General features: G+C 27.3%; 17 protein-coding genes. 1 reads left to right on the forward strand and 16 read right to left on the reverse strand.

Going from position 1 to position 19,337, the window contains the following annotated elements; genetic code table 11:
• Positions 1 to 19 precede the first annotated feature (19 nt).
• From ACTG46_RS12620 to ACTG46_RS12690, 15 genes are all read right to left on the reverse strand, one after another.
• Complete coding sequence (locus ACTG46_RS12620) at positions 20 to 2,611, reverse strand: Ig-like domain-containing protein (protein ID WP_479922933.1); 2,592 nt, start codon at positions 2,609 to 2,611, stop codon at positions 20 to 22.
• 21 nt (positions 2,612 to 2,632) lie between these two features.
• Positions 2,633 to 3,253, reverse strand: coding sequence for a glutamate-rich protein 5 (locus ACTG46_RS12625; RefSeq protein ID WP_223153159.1), 621 nt, complete (start codon positions 3,251 to 3,253; stop codon positions 2,633 to 2,635).
• 25 nt (positions 3,254 to 3,278) lie between these two features.
• Positions 3,279 to 4,277 (reverse strand): immunoglobulin-like domain-containing protein, encoded by a 999-nt coding sequence (locus ACTG46_RS12630; RefSeq protein WP_479922934.1) that lies wholly within the window; start codon positions 4,275 to 4,277, stop codon positions 3,279 to 3,281.
• Positions 4,278 to 4,360: 83 nt separating this feature from the next.
• On the reverse strand, positions 4,361 to 4,573 hold the full coding sequence (locus tag ACTG46_RS12635; protein ID WP_243192633.1) for a phage holin: 213 nt from the start codon (positions 4,571 to 4,573) through the stop codon (positions 4,361 to 4,363).
• A gap of 16 nt (positions 4,574 to 4,589) precedes the next feature.
• Entirely contained in the window at positions 4,590 to 4,796 is a 207-nt protein-coding gene (locus tag ACTG46_RS12640; RefSeq protein ID WP_054270817.1) for a hypothetical protein, read from the reverse strand.
• A 66-nt stretch (positions 4,797 to 4,862) separates the two neighbouring features.
• Positions 4,863 to 5,849 (reverse strand): hypothetical protein, encoded by a 987-nt coding sequence (locus tag ACTG46_RS12645; RefSeq protein ID WP_054277068.1) that lies wholly within the window; start codon positions 5,847 to 5,849, stop codon positions 4,863 to 4,865.
• 201 nt (positions 5,850 to 6,050) lie between these two features.
• Complete coding sequence (locus tag ACTG46_RS12650) at positions 6,051 to 6,320, reverse strand: hypothetical protein (protein WP_054270819.1); 270 nt, start codon at positions 6,318 to 6,320, stop codon at positions 6,051 to 6,053.
• A 474-nt stretch (positions 6,321 to 6,794) separates the two neighbouring features.
• Complete coding sequence (locus ACTG46_RS12655; RefSeq protein ID WP_054270820.1) at positions 6,795 to 7,352, reverse strand: DUF2238 domain-containing protein; 558 nt, start codon at positions 7,350 to 7,352, stop codon at positions 6,795 to 6,797.
• Between the two features lie 26 nt (positions 7,353 to 7,378).
• Complete coding sequence (locus ACTG46_RS12660; protein ID WP_479922935.1) at positions 7,379 to 8,905, reverse strand: FAD-dependent oxidoreductase; 1,527 nt, start codon at positions 8,903 to 8,905, stop codon at positions 7,379 to 7,381.
• 330 nt (positions 8,906 to 9,235) lie between these two features.
• Complete coding sequence (locus ACTG46_RS12665; protein ID WP_167640607.1) at positions 9,236 to 9,904, reverse strand: amino acid ABC transporter permease; 669 nt, start codon at positions 9,902 to 9,904, stop codon at positions 9,236 to 9,238.
• Between the two features lie 13 nt (positions 9,905 to 9,917).
• Positions 9,918 to 10,739 carry a transporter substrate-binding domain-containing protein gene (locus ACTG46_RS12670; protein WP_479922936.1) on the reverse strand — a complete coding sequence of 274 codons (822 nt, stop codon included), beginning with the start codon at positions 10,737 to 10,739 and terminating at the stop codon, positions 9,918 to 9,920.
• 369 nt (positions 10,740 to 11,108) lie between these two features.
• The gene (locus tag ACTG46_RS12675; protein WP_479922937.1) at positions 11,109 to 13,028 is read right to left on the reverse strand and encodes a PTS fructose transporter subunit IIABC; all 1,920 of its coding nucleotides are present in this window, start codon (positions 13,026 to 13,028) and stop codon (positions 11,109 to 11,111) included.
• Positions 13,029 to 13,064: 36 nt separating this feature from the next.
• Positions 13,065 to 13,982, reverse strand: coding sequence for a 1-phosphofructokinase (gene pfkB, locus ACTG46_RS12680; RefSeq protein WP_479922938.1), 918 nt, complete (start codon positions 13,980 to 13,982; stop codon positions 13,065 to 13,067).
• A 172-nt stretch (positions 13,983 to 14,154) separates the two neighbouring features.
• Entirely contained in the window at positions 14,155 to 15,933 is a 1,779-nt protein-coding gene (locus ACTG46_RS12685; protein WP_479922939.1) for a BglG family transcription antiterminator, read from the reverse strand.
• Positions 15,934 to 15,944: 11 nt separating this feature from the next.
• Entirely contained in the window at positions 15,945 to 16,685 is a 741-nt protein-coding gene (locus ACTG46_RS12690; protein ID WP_479922940.1) for a tyrosine-protein phosphatase, read from the reverse strand.
• Positions 16,686 to 16,962: 277 nt separating this feature from the next.
• Here ACTG46_RS12690 and ytvI point away from each other — a divergent pair, with 277 nt between their 5' ends.
• Positions 16,963 to 18,024 carry a sporulation integral membrane protein YtvI gene (gene ytvI, locus ACTG46_RS12695; RefSeq protein ID WP_074178357.1) on the forward strand — a complete coding sequence of 354 codons (1,062 nt, stop codon included), beginning with the start codon at positions 16,963 to 16,965 and terminating at the stop codon, positions 18,022 to 18,024.
• A gap of 64 nt (positions 18,025 to 18,088) precedes the next feature.
• Here ytvI and ACTG46_RS12700 read toward each other — a convergent pair whose 3' ends face one another.
• Complete coding sequence (locus ACTG46_RS12700; protein WP_479922941.1) at positions 18,089 to 19,330, reverse strand: flagellar protein FliS; 1,242 nt, start codon at positions 19,328 to 19,330, stop codon at positions 18,089 to 18,091.
• Between the last annotated feature and the right edge of the window lie 7 nt (positions 19,331 to 19,337).

Here is a 19,337-nt window from a genome sequence, read left to right on the forward strand (position 1 = left end):
TTCTATTTCTAATCATATTTTATATAACAGGTTCCTCTTGTAAATCTGATTCATCCACCTCATTTGTAGAATTTACATTTACTTCAGTTTGGACTTTTCTGCTTTTATATCTAGCAGTTATAACGGCTCCACCTATTTTTATTCCAGCCAATTCTCCACTTTGAGAAACAGTAACTATACTTTCATTTGATGAAATCCAAATTACTTTATCATCCACTACTACTTCTTCTCCTTCAAGTAGGGAAAGAGCTTTTTTTGCTCCAACTGTTATAGTTGGGTTTTCAGGAGATATTTTTAATTCTAATGTAGGTTCTTCAACATCTGCTCCTTTAGAAAAACTTACTATATTCATGTCAGAAGAATCCCAGATTATTTCTAATCCATTATTTGTTTTATCAGCAAAATAAACTGATTCTGTATTGTTTGTACAAGAATAGATATCTTTATACATATCTTGTATTTCTCTTAATGCAGCTTCGCACTTAGAATCATCATTACTTTCATTATATTTAAGTTCTTTTAATATTCCAACACCGTATCTTTCATTTGGAGAATTTGCAAAAGGAGTATAAGGAGTAGTTAATGGAAGGTATATATATGTTTCTTCTGGTTTATCTTCGTATTTCTCAAAAGATTTGTTTACTATTAATTCATCAAATGGGAAGAGTGATTCAGCATCTATCACTATCATACCTGATAAAGCTCCACGAACACCTTCTGCACTATGGACAATTTTTATTCTATCTGCGAAGTATTCGTTTGTATAAACTGATTTGCCATACATATGTTTTTTCATGAATTGCTCTGTTGATGAGAACATAAAATAGTGACTTTGGAAATAGTCAGCAGAATCTGTCTTATACATTGCAAAATCTGTTGTTCCATTTGCTGTATGTACACCATAAGTCTGATGGTATTTTATATCTACAAGATTCCCATACTTATCTCTATTTGAACCACCTTCTTGAGTAGTTCTTTCTTCTACCTCATCAAAACCTAGATAAAAATAAATTGGTTTTTCAACCATTCCATCTTGTGAACCATAGATATAATAACTTAAGTCATTTAAGAGAGCTTTTCCATCATTTTGTGCTACATATTTTCTTATATAGTTGTATAAGTCTTGTTCATTATAAGTTACCTGAACTTCCACTGTCATATCCTTTACTATTGGTTTATTTATAGTTATTGGCAATTCAGATGGAAAAGTAATTTTTTCTCTTGATATGGATGTTCTTGCATTAGGTGTAATATAAGATATTCCATATCCGCCACTATATTTTACGTTTGGATTCATTAATCCAAACTCAGATGCAAATTCATTGTTTACAGATGCACCTATTGTAACTTGTAAACTAGGTTCATATATAGTCGTTTTCCCACCTGCAATGTTTGATCCAAAATCTCTTGGTATATCCCTTCTATTATAGGTATATTTTATTACAGTATCTGCTGGTCTATTACTAAGTAGTGAATTATTTAACCAAGGAAATGTACCTATATTTACCCACGCTGACTTAGCACCTGCATTTGATATAACAGCCTTTCCTGATGTTTTGCCACCATCAGTGCCAAGTGTATTAACTCCATTGAAAGGCTCACTGTACTTAATATTAAACTTTGGTATAGAAGGTACAGATGAAGAAGTTGCAAATATACCAAAATTTCCAGCTATATCCTTTTTAGCAAAATCAAAACTGTCAATAGAGCCTATATATGCTTGACCAACTAAATATCTATTATCCTCATAATCTACATTTGGATTACCTGTAACATTTATAAGTACTCTATTTGGATGTATATTAGCAAGTACTCTTATCTTAGTCTTATTGTTTAAAGAAGATGTAATAGGAATTCTTAAAAGAGCATCTGATCCAGTTATACCAAGCTCAGATTTAAATTTTTCATCAAAGTCTGTAAACCAAGATAGTTTACACCATTCAGATGAAGCAGAGTTAAATTCAGCTATATCTCCAGTTACCATATCTATAACATTTTCTGCTGGACCAGAATAATCCTTATTTGGGTTATCAAAAATTCTCATATAACAGTTATGATAGTTTCTAGCTTGTGCATCTTTCTCACCAGTTTTTAGATTTACAACTTTTGGTACAGTTTTTCCATCTCGTTGTTGAGTAGGGTCATCCAATTCTGTATCACATAAATACTTTGGAAAGTACACTTCCATATACATAACTGCATTTTCTTCTATAGCTTCATCCAAAAGTCCATATTTTGAAACTTCATCAGAACCAACTTTTATTGTTTGCTGAGTAATTCTATCAACTGGTCTTGTAACAGCTCTTACAACAACAGAATCAGTTATTTTAGAAATTTGATCTTTAGTTATTATCTCATATTCTCTTGCATTTACCTCATCAAAAGAAGAGACTTCTCTATCTTTTATAAGTTTAAAGTTTGGATTTGGATATACTATATTCCAACAATCTTCTTTTGAAGGCAATGACTTTCTCATTAAATTTCCAGATACATCTTTTACTTCTTTAGTATAATTTCCTAAGGCTAAAACATTTGCTAAATCTTTTACAAAACTATCTGCATCTGTTTTAAACTCATGGAATACAAAGTCTTTTATTTCATTACTTAACATATTTAATTTTCCTTTCTATCCCTAAATTGGTTCTGGGTCTTTTAACATTCTTATCCCAAACCATAATTTCTTAGAAGTTCCACTATCATTATGAAATTTTAAAACTACTCTTGAATCTGGAGGTGCTAGATATACATATGTAGATGAACCTAAGAAAAGACCTTCTTTTACTTCTCCTAAATACCAATCTTTAAACCATAATTGTCCATTAAAATATAAATTATAGTGGTCATTTTCTCCATATCCACTACATGTAACAGATATAGCAAGAATCTCAACCTCAGATGGAGATAAAACTATCTCTTCTTCAAATACTCCTCTAAGTGCTGGAACTTCTATTAGCCTCATATAATTATATGGTTGTGTTTTTGATGCAAATCCTCGTATACTCCCTATCGCTTTTATTTCTTTTACTACATTAACTTCATTGAGGTTATCTATATTAGAAACAGATTCAAGTTTTTCTACGCTTTTAACTTGCTCCAAGTTTTCAATATTTTTAAGAGTCTCTATTTTTTCTATTTCAGATAGGCTATCTATTTTATCTATACTTTCTATGTTATTTATTTCTTCTATATTTCCAACTTTTTTTATTTTATCTAAATTCCCACCAGCACTATAAGTGACATTAAAGTTACTCATAATTTCACCTCTATCATACTATTTATTAAACTTCTTCTTTAGGCACTGGTTCTACTTCTATAGTCTTGTCCTCAACACCAGTTAATACTGGAGGTATATTATCTATTACAGATACCAGCCTAACTGCTATAGTTTCATTTGATGATTTATCAGATACTTTATAAGTAACTTGATATTCTTTTACAACAGATGTATCAACTAAATCTCCACCTTCAACAGTTATTAAATCTGTTAAATCTCCATCAACTTCATCTACAGCTGTTACCCCTTCTAAAGCATCAAAGTTCTCATTTAAATTTAATGTTAAGTCATCTATACCTGAAAACACTGGCTTAACAGTATCAACAACAGTAACTTTTCTTATATCACTTGCTTCATTATTTGCTACATCTGTAACTTTGTATGTTAATATTTGTTCTCCTAAAATAGAAGTATTAATTACTCCTTCTATTACTATCTTTGAAGTTAAATCTCCATCTATATTATCATTAGCAGTAACTCCAGCCTTTGAATCAAATGTTGAGCCATATTCTACAGTACAATCTTCAACACCAAATAATATAGGAGCTATATTATCAACAACTGTTATTATTCTATTTACTACACTTTTATTTTTAGATTTATCTTCTACAGTATAGACAATATTATTCTCTCCAGGTATAGCATTATCTACTGTTCCATCTATAACTATAGAATCAGTTAAATCCCCATCTATATCATCCATTGCTGTAACTCCAGCTCTTAAATCTAGTTCTTCCAATAAATTTATAGTCTTATCATCAGCACCACTTATTATAGGAGCACCTGTATCTACAACTGTTATTGTTCTATTTATTGTTGTTACATTTCCAGATTTATCTGGGGCTGAATACTTCAAAGTATATTGCCCTATTACATTGACATTGACTTCTCCTTCAACTGTGACAAGTTCTGTAACATCTCCATCTATATTGTCTATAGATCTAACTCCTTGCATTGGGTCAAAAGAACTACCTCTTGGTATCTTCAAATCATTAAAAATCATAATATTTTCTCCTTTATTTTTATTATAAATATTTTTGAAAAGTTTTTTAGAATATAAATATATTAGCTATTTAAGAAAATCTATTACTTGTCATCTAAATACCACTTATTCTCTGTAGAATTATCATTCAATATTCCAAGTGCTGTGAGTAAAGCTAAAAAACAATTTACTGTATCAGAATAATTTTTTGGTAGTATATCGACATATCCAAAAGATTGAATTGTAAGTACTAACATCGCCGATAGAGAAACCCAAAACCCTTTGTTTCTTAATCTCTTTTTTAAATAGTTCTTCATATATTCTCTCCTTTGACTAGCGTTTTATTTTTTTACGTTGTTTTCTAGGAATGTTTGGGGTTAATGTACAATAAGTTATATAACCTGAACTTTCACTAGACTCCTTTCTTGCTTGATACAAACAGCCTTCTTTTTTAATACAATAACAACATTTTATTCTTACTGCTTTTGAATAAAGTTCTTCTTTATCTTTCTTTTTAATATTTTTTTGTTTAACAGCCACATATTCACCTTCCTTATTAATACTTTTCATTTTCTGAATATACCAACTATCTTTCTCTATTGTAAGTTATTTAGTAAAAAATTCTCTTATTTTTGATTTATTCCATAATGAATTGTAAATATCTCTTTTATAAATTACAGATAACATACAAGCGCTTATCAGTTCGTCAATTCTAATTTCTATATCGTTTAAATTATCTTCCTTTATTTCATTAACTAAATTGGAATCATCTTTCAAAACATCTAAATTCATAAAACCATTTATAAATGTATTTACATCATGTTTAGCTAAAAACAAATTATGTAAAGAAGTCTCTATATTCCCATAAACACTTTTGTCATTAAATAAATCATTTTTCATAGTTTTATTTATAAGATTAAACTTTTTGCTTAGAATAGTATAAGTTTCTGAATTTATTGGTTGCCTTTTTTTATTATTTTCAATCAAATATAACTCTTTAACTATTTTTTCTATATCATTACAGTATTCTAATAAAATAAATGCACTTTGGACATCATAAAATAAAGAAAAATAATTTATATTATGATTAATATCTTCATATTCATATTGATTCAATTTATCAATAAATGAATAATCTACATCATCAAATAAATAATCATTCTTTTTAGTTGTATAAATTCCATTTATAAAGACTTTTCTTATATTCAATAGTTCATCTTTTATATTTAAAATTTCTAAGTAACTTTCAAACTTAGAGTCACCATATAAATTATTAAAATTTTCGTCTTTTAGTATGTCTTGTTCATTTTCTGTAATGGAAAAACAATAATTTTTCATGATTTTACCTTGGTATGTATCATTCTCTATCAAACTCAAATATGATTTTGATAATGATATAAGTTTATTTAATTTTGATACTACACTTGATGGATGATACATTTCAAATGATTTTAAAATATTAGTTTTATAATTCTCAGCTGTAATAGATTCACTTGTACACTTTGTTGATTTATATTCAAAATCATCAAATCTACCTACTTTTAAATTAGGTCTATAGCTCAATACATCTTCTTCATTTATACTTTTATTCATATTCCTTAAACCTTCCTTGTTTAAATATCTTAGATTTGCATACTTAAGCTTGTTAGCATTTAAATAATGCTAACAAGCTTATTTGAGGTTATTAGACTTGTTGGTATTGCGTGGCTTTTTGAGTGGACATATTTTCTATTCACTTGGTAATATACCCTATATAAAATATGCTTTGTTAAATTAAAAAGTATATTTTTTCTTTTATATAAAATTTTTTTTTAATTTACTTTCAATATCTGCCAAAGTATTTCCATATGTAAAATCAGTTATGCTCATATTATTTGCTACATTATGATTCAAATTTTCATCATAAGCTAACTTATAATACTTAAGCTTACTCTGAAAGTTGTTATTTGTATTTATTATTAACTCCCTGTGATTTTCATCTACTTTTACAACTACACCTAAATAGTTATATCCTTTTTCTATGGCATGCTTAAAACAACTCTCTAAATTGATTTTTTTTAACATTTTCTCCCCCTATTATGTTTAACTTTTTATATTTATTTATATACATGTATACAATGATTAATTTTCGTATCATCAAAATTAATATTATATAAAAAATATTCTACCTACCATACTATTTAATTTATTAAAATTTACATTATTAAATATAATTTTTACATTACAATAGTAAAAGAGCTTAATTTTCGTCAAATGTCAAAGAATATTTATCATCTATATATATACCTATACAGTTCTGCATTTTGTAACAAAAAAACAAAATTTATATTATGCTTTTTGTAGAATATATGTATTTAGAGCAAAATATTGTCTTTATAATTATATACTTGTTTAAATATTTCAAATTAATTTTCATAATATAAGAAATTATACAATCTCTTATACTAATATATCTAACAAAAAATGGATTTAATTTATCATATAATTTCTTAAAAACTAATATGAATAAAATTAAATCCATTATCATCAATTGTGAAACTATGCATTTGATTTTTTTATTATAAAAGGAATTGTTACAATTGTACCTATTAAAGCATCTACCATATCAATCATAGTATCTTCTAGTCCACCAGCTTGTGTAGTAGTACCAATAAAAGTATCCATTAAAAATTCACCTATCTCCCACAAACTAGCTACTCCCATACTAAACATAAATACAAATATGATTAAAAATATTTTACTCATTTTGCTTATATCTCTTTGTGTATAGAAATATTTGATTATGGAAAATGCCACAATAGCAGATATTATTCCTGACCATAAATGTAAAAAATCATCATAATAATTTATATCATAAAAATTAAAACAAGTACCTAACAATGCTGAAAACATTATAAATAAAGCAAGAACTATATATAGCTCTTTACTTAACAACCTTTGATTTTGCTTATTTATAAAACTCAGTATAAAAGTACCAACTAAACTTATTGCTACTAATCCTATGTTACCTAATTCTTTGTTGATTGCAAAAAATATAGCAGAAAAAATATAAACTATATATAATAGTATAGTTATTGGTTTTAAAAGTTTATTCATACACACTTTACCTTTCTAAAACAAGTCTACAATAGCTTAGGATTAACATCATTATCGCCATAACCATAAAGATTTAGTGGTTTAAGAGCTGGTCCTTCAAGTATATTTCCCTTGTAGTCAAATCTAGAACCATGACATGGACAGTCCCATGTTTTTTCTTCACTATTAAAATTCAGTTCACATCCTAAATGAGTACATGTAGTATCTACAATATAAAATTCCCCCATATCATCCTTATACACACCATATCTTTTCCCATCGATATTAACAATCTTTCCTTCTCCATTATTTTTAGGCATATCTCCACTACCTATTTTTAATTTTCCACTTACATAATTCATTGCTACATTTGCATTTTCCTTTATAAAATCCTTTGAGAAATAACTGCCTAATCTTGATGGATTAAAAGTATCTTTATAAGCTGAATTATTATTTACTATCAAATCCTTTATTATTATTCCTGCAACAGTACCATTAGTAATCCCCCATTTAGAGAAACCTGTAGCTACATAAATATTGTTTTCTCTTTTATTAATGTAACCTATATAAGGAACATTATCAAAACTCATATTATCTTGAGCTGACCATTTACACTTAAAATCTTTTACCTTAAAGACCTTTTTTCCATAATGCTCTAAGTCATTAAATATTTCTTTCTCAGTTCCTCCTTGACCAACTTTATGGTCTCCTCCTCCAAAGATTAGTAAGTTCTCATTTCCATCATTATATTGTCTAAAAGTTATGGATGGGTCATCTATACTTATAAACATACCTTCTGGCAATTTATTTTCTAAAACTGCTGCCATTAAATAAGCACGTTCTGCGTATTCTTTTGCAAAATAAAAATTCAATCCATCATACCATGGACTATGGGATGAAATTATAACATTCTCAGCTTCTATTATATTATCTTCTCTTGTCTTAACTCTACATATTTTCCCTTTTTCTAAATCCACTATTGGTGTATCTTCATATATTTTTAGACCTAAGTGTACTGCTATTTCTGCTAATCCATCAATATATTTTTTTGGGTTAAATTGACCTTGATTTGTAAAACTAATAGCTCCCTTTATATCTAATGGAATATCTTCTATAGTTTCATGATATTCACACTCTATTCCTATTTTTTTACATGTACGATATTCATCCTTTATATCCTTTATAGTATCTTCTTTTTCTGTAAACACAAAAGATGGTTCTCTTTTAAAATCACATTTGATATTATTATCTGTTATTATTTGTTCAATTAAGTTTAGAGCTTCATTATTTGCATTATAATATGATTTTGCTTTCTCTAATCCATATTTTTTCTCTATCTTAGAATAAAATATGTCATGCTGACAAGTTACTTTACCAGTATTTCTTCCTGAAGTTCCATATCCTATTTTATCAGCTTCAACAAGTGCTACTTTTTTACCATCTTTTGCTAATAAATATGCAGTTGTTAATCCAGTTATACCTCCACCTACTATAAGACACTCCACTTTTATATTTTCGCCTAATTTTTTATATTCCTTTGGATTTGAATTTGAAAACCAATACGACTCGTTCATATAAAATACTCCTTTACATATTAAATAATAGTAGTTTTCCCATCATCAAGTTTATTTATTATAAATAGCATAAAAAATAAATATCTCTTTGTAATGAATACTCTGTTATATTACTTAGTATAAATAGAAATAACTATATAATTAAGTCAACGCAATTAATAACACATACCAAAATTTAGTGTATAGAATCTACAAATTTTACAAAATAAAAACTAATACATCTCTGATTAGCATTTTATAGTTACAAAAAAATATTACTAGAAATCAAATTTTCCAGTAATATTTAATAACAAAACATATCTATACAAATTTATAAGTCTTTCTATAAAATTAATATACCTCACTAAGCCTTTCTTCTAGCTTAGTCTGAACAAAGCCTAATATAAGATTTACAATCCAATATACTGCTATTACACAAGTAAAAGCTTCCAAATATTTATAACTTGCTGCTGCTTCTGATTGAGCAACTGCCATAATTTCTGTAACCCCAATAGTAAAAGCAAGAGAAGTTCCTTTTATAATATCTGCAAAAGTATTCGTAAAAGGAGGAATTGCAACTCTTATAGCTTGTGGCAAGACAACTCTTTTCATTGTTTGTACATACGTCATTCCAAATGCCAAACTTGCTTCTATTTGACCTTTATCTACAGATGTTATAGCACCTCTTAAACTTTCTGCAAAATAGGCAGAAGAATTTAAACCAATTACTATTACTGCTGCTGAAAATGCTTCCAATGTTTTAAGTTCTGGTACTAATTGTATTAGACCAAAGTATATGAAAAAAAGTTGAGCAGCAAGAGGAGTACCTCTAAAAAATGAGATGTATATTCTTGATACTGTTTTTAAAATAGGAACTTTAGCATCTACAATTAATGCTATGATTAAAGCTACAATAATTCCCAATACCAAAGATAACAGAGACATTTTAAATGTTACTGTCAAATATTTTAATATTAACGGAAATATACCTGCTGCAAATCCAAAATCAAATACTTGCATCATTAACCTCCAATTAATTTTCCTTAGTTGTATCTAAGCCAAACCATTTTTCAGATAATTTTGTAAATGTTCCATCTTCATGCATTGCTTTTATAGCTTTATTTACATCCTCTATTATAGCTTTACTTTTTTCTTCTTTTCTAAATGGATATTGATTTACTTCATATACACCAGTATCTATATCTGCAACTTTTAATTTAAGTTTACCTTGTTCTATAGTTGTTTTAGCTTTAACCTCTGAAAGCCATGCAACATCAATTCTTCCATTCTCTACATCTTTTTCCATAGGTACTCCATCATATGTAACTATATCAATTCCTAAGTTATGTTTTTCATTTAAATCTCTTATAGTTTTTTCTCCATTACCACCTAAAACACAACCTACCTTTTTACCTTTTATGTCTTCTGTCTTACTTATAGTGCTATCCTCTGGCACTATAAATTTATATTTACTATATGCATAAGTATCCGAAAAATCATATTTTTCTACTCTTTCAGGAGTAGTTGACATTTGGTGTGCTACTGTATCAACTTTACCAGCATCTAACATACCCATAAGTCCACTAAATTTAGCAGTTTTAAACTCTATTTTATAACCTGTTCTTTTTGATATTTCTTTCCATACATCAATTTCAAAACCTTTATTTTCATCATTTTCTTTATAACACCATGGTGCATATTCTACCGATACTCCTACATTTAAAATTCCTTTATCTTTTTGAGAATCATCTTGTGTTGTAGCTTCACCATCTTTACTTGAACAGCCAACTAACATTGTTGTCCCTAAAACTAATGTCAATAATAATGATAATACTTTTTTACTTTTTAATTTCAAAAATAACACTCCCTCTTTCTATATATTTGTGTACTCAAACATAATATCATAATTTGAAAAGGTTTTTTATTGCTTTTCTCTATATAATTCGACACTAATATTCTTTTTTTCTATACTTTCTTTGTAATTTATTTTTGAAATTAATACTATTTTGTTAAATTTATATTTATTTTCTATCAATAATTAACAATTTAGTTATAAAATTTAATTTACATGTTAAAAATTATAAGCTCTTAAAATAACTTTACAAAAAAAGTGAACTTTGTATATCAAAGTTCACTTTTTTGAATTCCTTGTCCTAGGATAATTCAGTAATATATTAATTTTTATAAAATAAAGTATTTTTAATTATTAAATAATCTTTATTTACTATGCTTCTTGATTTAGTGGTTTTTTAAGTAATGCTAAAAGCATCATTCCAACCACAGCACCTATAGCTATAGCTAATATATATCCAAGTGGATGAGTAACTACTGGTATAACAAATACTCCTCCATGAGGTGCACGAAGAGCTGCATTGAACAACATACTAAGTGCTCCTGCTACTGCTGAACCTCCTATACATGCTGGTATAACATGAAGTGGGTCTCCAGCTGCAAAAGGTATAGCTCCTTCAGTTACAAAAGATAATCCCATTACATAGTTAACTTTACCAGAATCTCTTTCTTCTTTTGTAAATCTATTTTTAAAGAATGTAGTTGCAAGAGCTATCGCAAGAGGTGGAACCATACCTCCAGCCATTACCGCTGCCATTATTTCAAATTGCCCTGATTCAAGTGATGCAACCCCAAATACATATGCTGCTTTATTTACAGGTCCACCCATATCTACAGCCATCATTCCACCTAAAACCAATCCTAAAACTATTTTTGAAGTTCCTCCTAATCCATTTAAAAATCCAACCATTGCATTATTAATTGCTGTAACTGGAGGTATTACTAAAAATGTCATTATAATCCCCATCAAAAGCGTTCCAAATAAAGGATATAATAATACGGGTTTTATTCCTTCCAATGAAGTTGGTAATACACTAAATACCTTCTTAAGTCCTTCTACTAAATAACCTGCTATAAAACCTGCAAGTAATGCACCTAAAAACCCTGAACCACCATCACCTGCAAGAGCTCCTCCTACAAAACCTACAACAAATGCTGGTCTATCAGATATAGAGTATGCTATATATCCTGCAAGTACAGGTAGCATAAATCCAAAAGCTTTATCTCCTATTCCCTTAAAAAATGCTGCTGTTGGAGTATTTGAACCAAAATTTGAAGGATTAATAGAATAATCATCAAGTAAAAATGCTATTGCTATAAGTATTCCTCCACCAATAACAAATGGTAACATATTAGATACACCATTCATTAAATGTTTATACACTTTTCTAAATCCACTTTCATTTTCTTCATTTGATTCGTTGTGATTTGCCTCTCCTCCATGATAAACTGGAGCATCACCATTTACAGCTTTATCTATAAGTTCCTCTGCTTTGTGTATACCATCAGCAACTTTAGTCTTTATGACTTTCTTCTCATTGAATCTAGCCATCTCAACATTCTTATCTGCTGCCACTATTATACATGTTGCATTTTCTATTTCTTCTTTTGTAAGTCTATTTTTGATGCCTGCTGAACCATTAGTTTCCACTTTTATTGATATTCCTTTGCTTTCAGCCATTTTGTTTAAACTTTCAGCTGCCATAAATGTATGCGCTATTCCAGTTGGGCATGCTGTTACTGCCAAAATTTGAGGATATTTATTAATATCTTTATCCTTAGTATCTACTATATTTTCTTTTTTAATTATTTCATCTTGATATTCCTCACTGAACTTTTCTCTTTCTTTTTTATCTATTATTTCCTTAAATTCTTTCTCAGAAGTTGAATTTATAAGTTTATTTCTAAAATCTTCATCCATAAGTATTGTAGATAATCTTGATAGCACTTCCAGATGTGTATTATTAGCTCCTTCTGGTGCAGCTATCATAAAAAATAGATTTGATAAGCTTCCATCAAATGATTCATAATCTATACCTTCTTTTGATATTGCTGCTGCTATACAAGCTTTAGTAACTGATGTGTTCTTAGCATGAGGAATAGCTACACCTTCTCCAATTCCTGTTGTACTCATTTCCTCACGATCTAAAATAGCTTTTTTATAAGTTTCTTTGTCCTTTAAATTACCACTGTTTGCAACTAATTCAACTAATTCTTCTATTGCTTCTGATTTGTTTTTTGACTTTAAATTCAACTTAATTGATTTTTCATCTAGTAAATCTATAATTTTCATAATTCCTAACTTCCTTTCTATATATTTTTAGATATTTTAGAATCTATTTACAGATATTTCATTTACCAACTCATCAATGTATTCTCTTTTAGCTAAGTCATATGAAAAAGCAGTTGCACTACCTGATGCTGCTCCTAATTTAAGAGCATAATCATATTTGCCAGTATTCAAATATCCAGATATAAATCCAGCCACCATTGAATCACCTGCTCCTACAGAATTCTTAACTTTCCCTTTAGGTACATTACTTATAAGTACCTCATCTTCTTCTGTAACTAGCAGTGCTCCATCTTTACCCATTGAGACTAAAACATTTTTAGCCCCTAGTTGCTTTAATTTCTTAGCATATTTTACTATATCTTCATTTGAGTTTAATTTAACATTAAACAATTCTTCTAATTCATCACTATTAGGTTTAATTAGAAAAGGCTTGTATTTTAAAACATTAAGAAGAAGATTTTTAGTTGCATCTACTACAACTCTTATATTTTTTTCTTCTAGTCTAGACATTATATTCTCATATAGTTTTTCGTCTAAAGTAGAAGGTATACTTCCTGCCAATATTAAAATATCGTCTTGATTTAATTTATCAAGTTTTTTATACAACAAGTCAATATATTCATCAGCTATATTTGGTCCTTGCCCATTAATCTCAGTTTCTTCAAATTCTTTTATTTTCACATTTATTCTTGTAAAACCACTTTTTAACCTTATAAAATCTGTCTTCAAATTCTTTTCTTCTAATGTTTTTATTATATATTCTCCAGTAAAGCCACTTATAAAACCTAAAGATGTATTATCATTTCCAAGTTCTTTTAGTATACGAGACACATTTATACCTTTTCCTCCTGGATAAACGTATTCTTCATTTACACGATTTGTATTTCCAGTCTTTAATTTATCTAGTTTAACTATATAATCTATTGATGGATTTAATGTCACTGTATAAATCATCTTGCCACCTCTTTTTATTTATTTACTTTATGTTTATATCTTAACTTCATATTAATATCTCTGAAAGTCAAAAAATTTCTCTTAATTAAAAGAGAAATTTATCGTTTTTATTTTATTTAGTTTTATATTATCCAAACTTACAAGTGTATATGCAATACTATATGATATCTCTCTACTTAAATAAGTTTACAAACTTTTCAAAATTGCTATTTTCACATATACTTATAACTTTTGCTATAGAATCTACTCTTTTATATATATTTGAAAATATAACTTCATAATCCAATATTTTATCCTTATCAAGAGCTAACATTATTATCAAACGAACATCTGATATTTCCCAAGCAATAGGAGTCTTCAATATTCCAATTGCTATTTTGTTTTCAAAAACTTTTCCAATTGCTCCATGTGGTATGGTTACCATATTTCCTATTTCAGTTGTAGCTATTTTTTCTCTCTCAAAGTAAGATTTTTTCATATCATCATCTATGTAACCTTTTTGCACAAGTTTACTTGCCATAAAATTTATAACATCTTCTTTCCTTTTAAAATCTAAATCAGTAAAAAATAATTCATTATCAAGAAGATTTTTTATATCTAAATCTAAATATATATTTCCTGTTTCTATATATTTTTCAATTAATTTGATTTCTTTTTCACTTAAAATAGGAGATATATTTATTACTGGTATATCTGCTATTTCAATAGGAACAGTAGATATTACAAAATCAACATCTATAACTTTTATATATTCAACTAAGTATGAAGGAATAACTTTTAATATTTCTAGTTTTTCTTTAAATACATTTTCCAATTTAGCCTTTATTAACATTGATGTCCCTATACCTGATGTGCAAACTATTATAGTCTTGAAAACCTTATCTTTATTATTATAAGAAGCCCTTTCAACAGCTCCGCCTATATGTAGAGCTATGTTTGCAACCTCATCCTCATTGATTTCTATGTTTAAGTCTTTTTCTATTGTTTTTTTAGCTATACTAGCTAGCTCAAAAGCAAATGGATATTTTATTTTAATGTCTTGAGCTATTATAGGTGATTGATTTATACCTAGCTTTATTTTTTTACACAGACTACTAATATGCTTATATAAAAATTCTTCAAATATCTCATCATGACTTATATCTATTGAGGTAGCTAATTTTAAATTTTTACAAAAGGTTTTTATTGAGCTTATTATAATTTCTTTATTTTGTTCATTTTCCAAAATCGAACTTCTTTTATTGCTATAATTTTCTACAAAACTTTCTATAAATTCTTTTTCATCGCACTTGTGTCGACTTAACATAACTAGTATATTATTCAACACATTTTTAAATTCTATGTCAGTTAATACCAAACCATTTTCATTTAATACATCTAATAAGATTTTTTTTATTATTAATTTTTTTTCTCTTATATCATCATTTAAAAAATCATTTAGAGTCAATTGATTATCTCTCTTATTACTCAAATCAATTATACAATTTACTATTCTATCTTCACTTTCAGAAATACAGATACCTTGCTTATGCTTGGACTTAATCGAAATGGAATACTTTTCTAATATTCTTTTTACTTCTTTTAAGTCATTTTTTACTGTTGAAACACTCACATACATGGAATCTGCTAAATCTTCAAGCCTTATGGTATTTTTTTCTTCATTACTCAAGGTTAACACTTTTCTGATTATATACTCTACTCTATCTACATCATCGTACAGATTACTATTTAAATTCACCTCATCAAAGCTTCCCTCTAGTTTATAACCAACTCCTCGTATTGATAGAATTTTGCTTTTTTTAAGTTGTTTATTAATATCTTTTATTTCATTTTGTATAGTTTTTGAAGAGCATCCTATTTCTTGACTCAAGGCAAGACCACTAATTGTATCTTCAGAATTTAACAGGATTTTTATTATACTTATCTGTCTTGCTGTTATATTTAAACTCATAAAATCACCTTTTACTCTAAATATTGATTTCTCAATTTTTTTATTTCTTCTTTATCTAAACTAAATTCTCCATATAGATATTTTTCCACACTACTGTATTCTTCATCAATTCTTCTAAAAGCAGTCTTCATATATTCTTCATTCACACCAAATATATAATTTAATTTTTCTTTTGGAATTCCTTTAAATCTAGGCTTATATTCAATAAACCTTTCTATTTCTCTATCTGCAAATTCATTGCTTTTCAAATAATCTTTCATTATGTTCTCTCTTGATACACCTAAAATCATAAGAATTATAGCACTCCCTACACCAGTTCTATCTTTCCCTGCTGTACAATGATTTAATATTGGTAAATTAGAATAATCCTTTACAAGCTCTACCAATTTTTTATAAGATGGATTTCTTATTGGTAAATTATAATAACTATTGTTTAACATATTAAATGCACCATCTTTTTCAAACAAACCATCAATCATATCTTCAATAGAACCAAAATTCCCTTCTGATTCTTCTAACTCTCTCATAGCTGGAATTCTTATGTTTTTTATATTTGATATTATTGTTGATGGATGTTTACGAGCTTCTTCGTCACTTCTATAATCAAATATATATTTAATATTTAATTCTTTTAAAATTTTTATATCATTTTTACTTAGATTTGATAATTTTGCAGACCTATAAAATAAACCATACTTTACAGTCCTACCATCTTCAGTTTTATTACCACCTAAATCTCTAAAATTTTTCATCTTACCACCTCTTAAAAGCTATCTATTGTACTTATATTTAATAATATTTATAAATTAATTTTATCACAATTTCATATTGTTTATTTAAAATATTTTTTAGTATTTAGTTAGCAATTGTAAAATATAAAAGTATATCTTTATACAAAATTAACCTAAATTTTACATAATTTATTTACTTTGTAGAAGCTTTATAGTTTATAATCAATATACAGTAGTATATTTTATGTAAAAAAGACCATATTTACAATAATATCAAATACATTGGAGGTTTTATATTATGGACATTCAAAAGCAAAAGAATTTTATAATTAAGTTTACATATGTTGTCTTAATAGGAAGTATTGTATATATTGCGTTAAAATTCTTATTACCATTGTTGATGCCTTTTGTCATCAGTTTTATAATTGCATCCATCTTAAGACCTATTATAAGACTTATTACAAATAATACGAATTTAAATCGTACATTTATTTCTGTAACAGTACTTTTAGCCTTTTATGGATTATGCATATTTTTATTAATTAGTTTTGGTGCAAAAATATTTACGAGTGTAAGTGACATATTTTTTAGACTTCCTGAAATATATAAATCAAATATACAACCAACACTAAATACTCTGTTTTCTAAAATAGATGCTAGTACACCTAATGTTAACCTAGCATTGATACTTGGTTGGGATAATATAAGTCAATCGATGATGTCTTTAGTCGCCTCTGTTTCAACAAATGCACTTAATGCTATTGCAAGTATTGCAAGTAAAACGCCTGCATTTATGCTAAAACTTATTATTACCTTGATTGCTTCTTTTTTCTTTACTTTTGACTATCAAAAAATAGTAAACTTTATCTTAAAACAATTTCCAGAAAAAAGTCAGCTTATGATAATAAATATAAAAAATAGTAGTATTAATGCTCTTTTAAAACTGCTAAAAGCATATGCAATACTACTATCAGTGACATTTATAGAGCTACTTATTGGACTTAATATCCTAAGAGTTGAAAATGCATTTGCTATATCTGTCATAATAGCACTTGTTGATATTTTACCAGTCTTAGGTACAGGAAGTATTTTGACACCTTGGATGATTATTTCATTAATTAATGGCAATATCAACTTAGCAATAGGGCTTCTAATACTATATATCATTATAACTGTAGTTAGACAGATACTAGAACCAAAGGTAGTAGGACACCAAATTGGTCTATACCCTTTAATAACTCTAATGTGTATGTTTGTTGGAGCTCAACTATTTGGAATAGCTGGATTATTTGGATTTCCCATCGCAGCTACAATCATAAAAAATCTACACGATAATGGTATTATCACTGCATTTAAATAGATTAGCTTTTACATTTTATTTAAACTTAAAATAGTGAGATGTATTGTACATCTCACTATTTTTGCTACTCTTTACAAATAATATCAATCATTTCTTTATATTCGTCTTCATTATTTAAAACATCTACATTTTTAAATTTTTCTTTAATTTCTAATGAGTAAGATATTGTATATGGAATAAATTTTTCTATTTCTTTTATATATTCCTTAGAAAAAAATTCAGCATTATACACTACAGAAAATAAGATTAACATCAAGCAATCATTCTTTATCATAGTTATTACAGATTCGTTTTTATTATTAATTTTAAAACCATCTATCAATTCAATAGTAAAATTTATTAATTTATTTGTGATTTTATCTAAAGTTCCATTTTTTATCGTTTCTGTCATAACAGTTTCATGATTGAATTTTAAATCTTCTTTTATATCCTGCAAATCGTCAGATACTTGCAATAAAAATCCATAACCAATGCAAAACTCTATTTCTTCCTTTGTCATCAAACCACTTATTAAGTATCCATCTACTAAAACAGATGAACCACCTTTTTCAATAGAAATAGATAATAATTCTTCTTCACACAAATTACTTTTTCTATCTTGTTGCTTTAAGCTCTTTACTTGACTTTTAAATATCAATAATAGTGACTCATAGACTTCTTTAAATTTTTCTCTAGGATAAATACTTTCAATATAATCAATCATTTGGGATACTTTACTTTCATGGTAGTTATTAGGTTTAATTTGTTCTCCCAAGAGCCTTTTTTCTAACCAGCTATTAAATAAGACTTTATCAATTTCATTTATATTTGTATTGTCTAAATAGTTGTCTGTATATGGATATAACATGCTATATGCAAAGTTTGCTTTTGAATAATAAACTTCTTTATCAAATAATAATTGTAATGCATTTGAAATCCACACATTCCTCATAGCCTGCATAATATCACTTATAGGCAAATCATCATCAAATTTTCTGGCATCTCTAATAAACTGTTTTGTTATACCTAAAAACTTTTTTCTATCTTCAACATCCATTTTTTCTAACTTGAAAATATTGTCTTTTTCTAATGTGTTTTGTAAAAATACCTCACCTTTTTTTACCCACATTCTTCTCAATACAAAATCACTTGGATATTTTTTTAAGTGAGTTGATAATGTATCTATCAATTTATCCAATTCTTTTTCACTCTTTTTTTGTGAATTTTTACTATATGTTTCTATATTCTCAGATAATTCAACACTTGAATTATTCCATGTATCCTCACATTTTTTACAATAATATTCAAATATAATATTTAAATCCATTTAACAG

The sequence above is a fragment of the Clostridioides sp. LIBA-7678 genome (genome assembly GCF_056716065.1).

What these genes read in the sequence shown, in the direction of transcription:
- ACTG46_RS12620 (WP_479922933.1), bottom strand. Translation starts at nt 2,611, where the DNA reads ATGTTAAGTAATGAAATAAAAGACTTTGTATTCCATGAGTTTAAAACA.
- ACTG46_RS12625 (WP_223153159.1), bottom strand. Translation starts at nt 3,253, where the DNA reads ATGAGTAACTTTAATGTCACTTATAGTGCTGGTGGGAATTTAGATAAA.
- ACTG46_RS12630 (WP_479922934.1), bottom strand. Translation starts at nt 4,277, where the DNA reads ATGATTTTTAATGATTTGAAGATACCAAGAGGTAGTTCTTTTGACCCA.
- ACTG46_RS12635 (WP_243192633.1), bottom strand. Translation starts at nt 4,573, where the DNA reads ATGAAGAACTATTTAAAAAAGAGATTAAGAAACAAAGGGTTTTGGGTT.
- ACTG46_RS12645 (WP_054277068.1), bottom strand. Translation starts at nt 5,849, where the DNA reads ATGAATAAAAGTATAAATGAAGAAGATGTATTGAGCTATAGACCTAAT.
- ACTG46_RS12650 (WP_054270819.1), bottom strand. Translation starts at nt 6,320, where the DNA reads ATGTTAAAAAAAATCAATTTAGAGAGTTGTTTTAAGCATGCCATAGAA.
- ACTG46_RS12655 (WP_054270820.1), bottom strand. Translation starts at nt 7,352, where the DNA reads ATGAATAAACTTTTAAAACCAATAACTATACTATTATATATAGTTTAT.
- ACTG46_RS12660 (WP_479922935.1), bottom strand. Translation starts at nt 8,905, where the DNA reads ATGAACGAGTCGTATTGGTTTTCAAATTCAAATCCAAAGGAATATAAA.
- ACTG46_RS12665 (WP_167640607.1), bottom strand. Translation starts at nt 9,904, where the DNA reads ATGCAAGTATTTGATTTTGGATTTGCAGCAGGTATATTTCCGTTAATA.
- ACTG46_RS12675 (WP_479922937.1), bottom strand. Translation starts at nt 13,028, where the DNA reads ATGAAAATTATAGATTTACTAGATGAAAAATCAATTAAGTTGAATTTA.
- pfkB (WP_479922938.1), bottom strand. Translation starts at nt 13,982, where the DNA reads ATGATTTATACAGTGACATTAAATCCATCAATAGATTATATAGTTAAA.
- ACTG46_RS12685 (WP_479922939.1), bottom strand. Translation starts at nt 15,933, where the DNA reads ATGAGTTTAAATATAACAGCAAGACAGATAAGTATAATAAAAATCCTG.
- ACTG46_RS12690 (WP_479922940.1), bottom strand. Translation starts at nt 16,685, where the DNA reads ATGAAAAATTTTAGAGATTTAGGTGGTAATAAAACTGAAGATGGTAGG.
- ytvI (WP_074178357.1), top strand. Translation starts at nt 16,963, where the DNA reads ATGGACATTCAAAAGCAAAAGAATTTTATAATTAAGTTTACATATGTT.
- ACTG46_RS12700 (WP_479922941.1), bottom strand. Translation starts at nt 19,330, where the DNA reads ATGGATTTAAATATTATATTTGAATATTATTGTAAAAAATGTGAGGAT.